The sequence below is a fragment of the Sphaerospermopsis kisseleviana CS-549 genome (assembly GCF_028329225.1).
Taxonomy (GTDB): Bacteria; Cyanobacteriota; Cyanobacteriia; order Cyanobacteriales; family Nostocaceae; genus Sphaerospermopsis; species Sphaerospermopsis kisseleviana.
This window is the reverse complement of sequence record NZ_JAQMTI010000216.1, coordinates 1-5,391: the sequence shown is the minus strand read 5'-3', so window position 1 is coordinate 5,391 and position 5,391 is coordinate 1. Positions and strand designations below refer to the sequence as shown.

Annotated in this window: 4 protein-coding genes; 1 reads left to right on the top strand and 3 read right to left on the bottom strand. The window is 41.5% G+C overall.

The window, feature by feature from the left end; translation table 11 throughout:
* Positions 1-118 precede the first annotated feature (118 nt).
* Positions 119-568: a nucleoside-diphosphate kinase gene (gene ndk / locus PN497_RS17325; protein WP_096572562.1), complete on the bottom strand. Its 450-nt coding sequence runs from the start codon at positions 566-568 to the stop codon at positions 119-121.
* 432 nt (positions 569-1,000) lie between these two features.
* Here ndk and speA point away from each other — a divergent pair, with 432 nt between their 5' ends.
* A complete protein-coding gene (gene speA / locus PN497_RS17320) occupies positions 1,001-3,034 on the top strand; it encodes a biosynthetic arginine decarboxylase (RefSeq protein ID WP_096565637.1) in 2,034 nt (677 codons plus the stop codon).
* 67 nt (positions 3,035-3,101) lie between these two features.
* Here speA and PN497_RS17315 read toward each other — a convergent pair whose 3' ends face one another.
* Together PN497_RS17315 and PN497_RS17310 are read right to left on the bottom strand one after the other, a co-directional pair.
* The gene (locus PN497_RS17315; protein ID WP_096565635.1) at positions 3,102-4,271 is read right to left on the bottom strand and encodes a sugar phosphate nucleotidyltransferase; all 1,170 of its coding nucleotides are present in this window, start codon (positions 4,269-4,271) and stop codon (positions 3,102-3,104) included.
* A gap of 170 nt (positions 4,272-4,441) precedes the next feature.
* Positions 4,442-5,266, bottom strand: coding sequence for a segregation/condensation protein A (locus PN497_RS17310; RefSeq protein WP_096565633.1), 825 nt, complete (start codon positions 5,264-5,266; stop codon positions 4,442-4,444).
* Between the last annotated feature and the right edge of the window lie 125 nt (positions 5,267-5,391).

The following is a 5,391-nucleotide window of genomic DNA, read 5'->3' as shown; positions in this document are numbered from 1 at the left end:
GGTTACTGGGGACTGGTGATTGGTGACTGGGGACTGGGGACTGGGGACTGGTGACTGGTGACTGGGTAAGAGTTTTTACCAATTACCCATTACTAATTACCAATTACCAATTACCAAACTATTCTTTCAACCAGGGAGCTAAATGAGGAGTCCAACTAACCAACTCCTCATCCTTAAACCACAGTTTAATTTCCCGTTGTGCAGTTTCAATCGCATCAGAACCGTGGATCAAGTTCCGACCAATATTAATCCCAAAATCACCGCGAATAGTACCAGGTTCAGAGGTTAAAGGATTGGTAGCACCAATAATTTTTCTTGCAGAAGCAACCACACCTTCACCTTGCCAAACCATTGCCACCACGGGACCGGAGGTAATAAATTCTACTAACCCAGCAAAAAAAGGTCTTTCCCGGTGAACATCATAATGTTGTTCAGCCAACTCTTTACTGACATTAATCAACTTTAAGCCTACCAGGGTAAAGCCTTTAGTTTCAAAACGACGGATAATTTCACCCACCAACCCGCGTTGAACTCCATCAGGCTTGATTGCTAAAAAAGTGCGTTCCAAAGCTGTCTCCAAAAGCATAAAAAAGTTATCTGGGTTAATTGTCAATTGTATGTCCGTCTTTTGTCTAGTATTTACAGGAAGAAATAAGACAGGGGGCAGGAGGCAGGGGGCAGGGGTAGGTTTTTAATATTATCTGTTAAGGCAGGACTAGGAAGACAAGGAGGGAAAGTAGACAAGGAAGATTTTCTCCGCACAATAGTCTTTTTGTTACCAAGAAAAGATGATTTTGTACGGTTTTCCTCCCTTGTCCACTGTCCTTCCTTGTCCCCCAAGTCTTGCCCTCACGACAATGTAAAATACCTACCCTTCTGCCTCCTGCCTCCTTCCTTAACTGATTGTTAACCAAGAAAAAATCTTTCTAGGTGCATATCTGTTATTAGACGAATGCGTTAAATTGTTAGTTCGTGGGTGATATACAGAGGTCAGGAAGAAATGGGTGTTGAGTCAACTACTGATGAGATGGTGAAAGTGCCTACCAATGGTCATAAATCAGATAAATCAGATAAATCAGAAGTGAAAAACCAAAAGCACAAGAAACTGTTACCACCTAGCACCATGTCAGGGGATTTATCTCGGACTTGGAAAATTGAGGATAGTGAGGACTTATACCGCATTGAAGGTTGGGGTAAGCCTTATTTTTCCATTAATGCTGCTGGTCATGTGACAGTTTCTCCCAAGGGCGATCGCGGGGGTTCTCTAGATTTATTTGAATTAGTCAATGCTTTAAAACAACGAAATTTGGGACTGCCGTTGTTAATTCGCTTTTCTGATATTTTGGAAGATCGGATAGAGCGATTAAACGCTTGTTTTGCGAAAGCGATCGCTCGTTATAATTATCCCGGTGTTTATCGTGGTGTTTTCCCTGTCAAATGTAACCAAGAAAGGCACTTAATTGAAGATTTGGTCAGATTTGGCAAACCACACCAATTTGGGCTAGAAGCCGGTTCTAAACCGGAGTTAATGATTGCTCTCGCTATATTGGATACACCAGGAGCATTGTTAGTTTGCAACGGCTACAAAGACCGAGAATACATTGAAACGGCAATGTTAGCCCAAAAACTCGGACAAACACCGATTATCGTTTTAGAACAAATTGAAGAAGTAGATATAGCTATTGCAGCTAGTCATCAGTTAGGTATTAAACCGATTTTAGGTGTACGGGCAAAATTAAGCACCCAAGGCATGGGACGCTGGGGAACATCCACAGGCGATCGCGCTAAGTTTGGCTTAACCATCCCGGAAATTATGGAAGCAGTGGAAAAACTCAAAGAAGCCAATTTACTCGATTCTTTGCAGTTGTTACACTTCCATATCGGTTCGCAAATTTCCGCTATCAATGTGATTAAAGATGCCATTCAAGAAGCCAGTCGCATTTATGTAGAATTAGCGATGTTAGGCGCAGACATGAAATATCTCGATGTCGGTGGTGGTTTAGGTGTAGATTACGACGGTTCCCAAACCAACTTCTACGCCTCCAAAAACTACAATATGCAAAACTATGCTAACGATATTGTAGCCGAATTAAAAGATACCTGTTCAGAACGGCAGATTCCCGTACCTACACTGATTAGTGAAAGTGGTAGAGCGATCGCGTCTCATCAGTCAGTTCTCATCTTTGACGTTCTTAGTACCAGTGATGTACCCCGCGATACCCCAGAAGAACCACAAGAAGGAGAATCACCCATTATCAGGTATTTGTGGGAAACCTATCAATCCATCAACAAAGAGAACTATCAAGAATTTTACCACGACGCAGCCCAATTCAAAGAAGAAGCCATCAGCCGTTTTAACTTGGGAATTTTAAGACTCAAAGAACGGGCTAAAGCCGAGCGTTTATACTGGGCTTGTTGCCACAAAATTCTGGAAATTACCAAACAACAAGAATACGTACCCGATGAACTGGAAGACCTAGAAAAAATCATGGCTTCCATCTACTATATCAATCTTTCCGTATTTCAATCAGCGCCTGATTGTTGGGCAATTGATCAACTATTCCCCATCATGCCCATACATAAGCTAGATAAAGAACCCACCCAAAGAGGAATTTTAGCAGACCTCACCTGTGACAGTGATGGTAAAATTGACCGATTTATTGATTTACGAGATGTCAAATCAGTTTTAGAACTGCATAAATTCAAACCTAACGAACCCTATTATCTGGGAATGTTCCTCAACGGCGCTTACCAAGAAATCATGGGTAACTTACATAACCTCTTTGGTGACACAAACGCCGTTCATATCCAACTCACACCCAAAGGCTACCAAATAGAACACGTTGTCAAGGGTGATACCATGAGAGAAGTCGTAAGTTACGTACAATACGACTCAGAAGACATGGTAGAAAACATCCGCCAGCGTTGTGAACAAGCCTTAGAAGAAAACCGCATTACCCTAGCCGAATCTCAAAGACTGCTACAAACTTACGAGCAAAGTCTCATGAGATATACTTACTTGAATAATAGTTAGGACTGGTGGTTGGTAATTGGTAATTGGTAATTGAAAAAACTTGTACCCATTACCCATTACCCATTACCTAAATTATACTTGTCCCTAACAATTCGGCGATCGCTTGGTGTTCTAAAGGAATTTCCGAAGGTGGAGTTTGACGTGCATCTGTAATTAACCAGTCTAAAGCGGCTGCTTGCACATCAATAGCTGCACCGGTCTTATCCACACAATAACGACCAAATACCAACTTATCAACCAAACGGACTCCCGGACTCAAGCGCGACCATTCAAATATCACACTATTATCTACTGTTGCACCACTACAAATCCAGCAATTAGGCCCAATCATCGCCGGGCCAACAATTTTCGCACCATCTTCAATTCTTGTCATCCCACCAATGTAAACAGGTCCAGTAATATCCACCTTATCCCAATTCACAGCTACATTCAAACCAGTGTAAATACCAGGGGCGACTTCATAACCAGGAATCTGCACATTTTTAATTTCACCCAACAGCACACCGCGAATAGCTCGCCAATAATCAGGTACTTTACCAATATCTACCCATTCAAAATCCATCGGAATGGCATAAAAAGGCGCATTGATTTTTACAAGTTCCGGGAATAATTGACTACCAATATCATACTCAACCCCAGAAGGAATATATTTAAACACCTCTGGTTCAAAAATATAAATACCCGTGTTGATATTTGTGCTGAGTGCTTCCTCTATCGAAGGTTTTTCTTGGAAAGCCTTAATGCGGTTATCATCATCTGTGACAACCACACCATAACTAGAAACTTCTTCCTTGGGAACAGACTTAGTAATAATGGTAGCAATTGAACCTTTAGATTTATGCCACTTTACCGCCGCAGTTAAATCTAAATCAATTAAAGCATCACCACACAAGACCACAAACGTATCATCGAAAAAAGGCGAAAAGTCTTGGATACGGCGCATCCCCCCAGCCGAACCTATGGCTTCCCCGACCAGTTTACCATCATCATCAATTTTCCCTTCAAAAGAATAGGCAATCTGCACACCAAACCGCTGACCATCACGGAAATAATTTTCAATTTCCTCAGCTAAATGGCTAACATTCACCATAATCTCGTTAAAACCATGTTGACGCAATAGCTCTAGCAAAAATTCCATCACTGGCTTTTGCAAGATGGGAATCATTGGTTTGGGAATGGTATATGTAATAGGACGTACACGAGTGCCTTTACCCGCTGCGAGAATCATCGCTTTCATAATTTTTTTTCCTTAACTATTCCTCAACTATTCCTCAACCACAAGCCAGTTTACTGTTTTTATCCCGTGATACTTAATCATCACTAAGTTATATTTATCAATGTACTAGGATTCTGGATTTTGCTCACGAATATTTTAGTTTATGGTCGTTTATAGTCGTTTATTGTCGTTTATGGGGTTGCACGGTTGGCTGAATTAGGTAAACGGATTGTGATCTCCTGATAAAATTCTTCCTGATATAGCTCTACTTTAGATTGTGCAGACAGCAGCAGTAAAGCCCAAAAAACGCTCACCATGTCGCCATTTTCTGATTCATGGTCAGAATCATTTGCATTTGCTGATTTTTTCCCTGCTTGCTTTGTCTGAGTCCACAATTTTACCAGTTGTTCTAGATTCCAACATTGTTCCTGTACATTTAACTCCCTTGCAGAAAGATGCAGCACCTGTTCTAATTCTGAAGCTACTTCTGTTAAATTTTCTTGGTGAGCTAATTCTAATGCCTCCCGCATCGTTTTCATACTCGGCTGACGCTTAGGACGGATAGGTTTGCTGGTTTTCTCTACCCGTTTTAGCTGGTTAGCCATAATCTGCAATTGCTCAATTAGCTCTTGCAGGGTCACACGACGCTTTGGTGGTGGCATTGCTGCTGGACGACGACGCAACTGTCGCTCTAATTGCAAACGTTGAACATTGTATAATTCACTATCGGCAATATCCAGTATTGCATCATCAGACACATTATCTATAATATTATCTACGGTTGACAATTGCATTAAAGTATTGGCTTTAAATAGTACAAGCATGGATGCTGACAAAAAAGCCTGTCCCGATTGAGACAAATCAGTTTCATAACCTCTAGCGGTGGTTTGTGGTGACATTAGTTCTAGGTAACGGTCAATCACTTCTATCACCTGCACATCCCAAGGGTCTATTTCTCCCTTTTCGGCTTGTTCAATCAAGTGTGTAATCGTTTCTAATAGTTTTTGGGCATCCATTAATTTATCAGGAGTCAGGAGTTCAGGAGTTCAGGAGTCAGGAGTCAGGAGTTCAGGAGTCAGGAGTCAGGAGTTCAGGAGGAAGAAGGTAAATATTTTTCCCCAGTCACCAGTCACCAGTCACC

Excerpts from the sequence above, each read along its gene's own strand:
- speA (WP_096565637.1), top strand. The coding sequence starts at position 1,001 with ATGGGTGTTGAGTCAACTACTGATGAGATGGTGAAAGTGCCTACCAAT.
- PN497_RS17315 (WP_096565635.1), bottom strand. The coding sequence starts at position 4,271 with ATGAAAGCGATGATTCTCGCAGCGGGTAAAGGCACTCGTGTACGTCCT.
- PN497_RS17310 (WP_096565633.1), bottom strand. The coding sequence starts at position 5,266 with ATGGATGCCCAAAAACTATTAGAAACGATTACACACTTGATTGAACAA.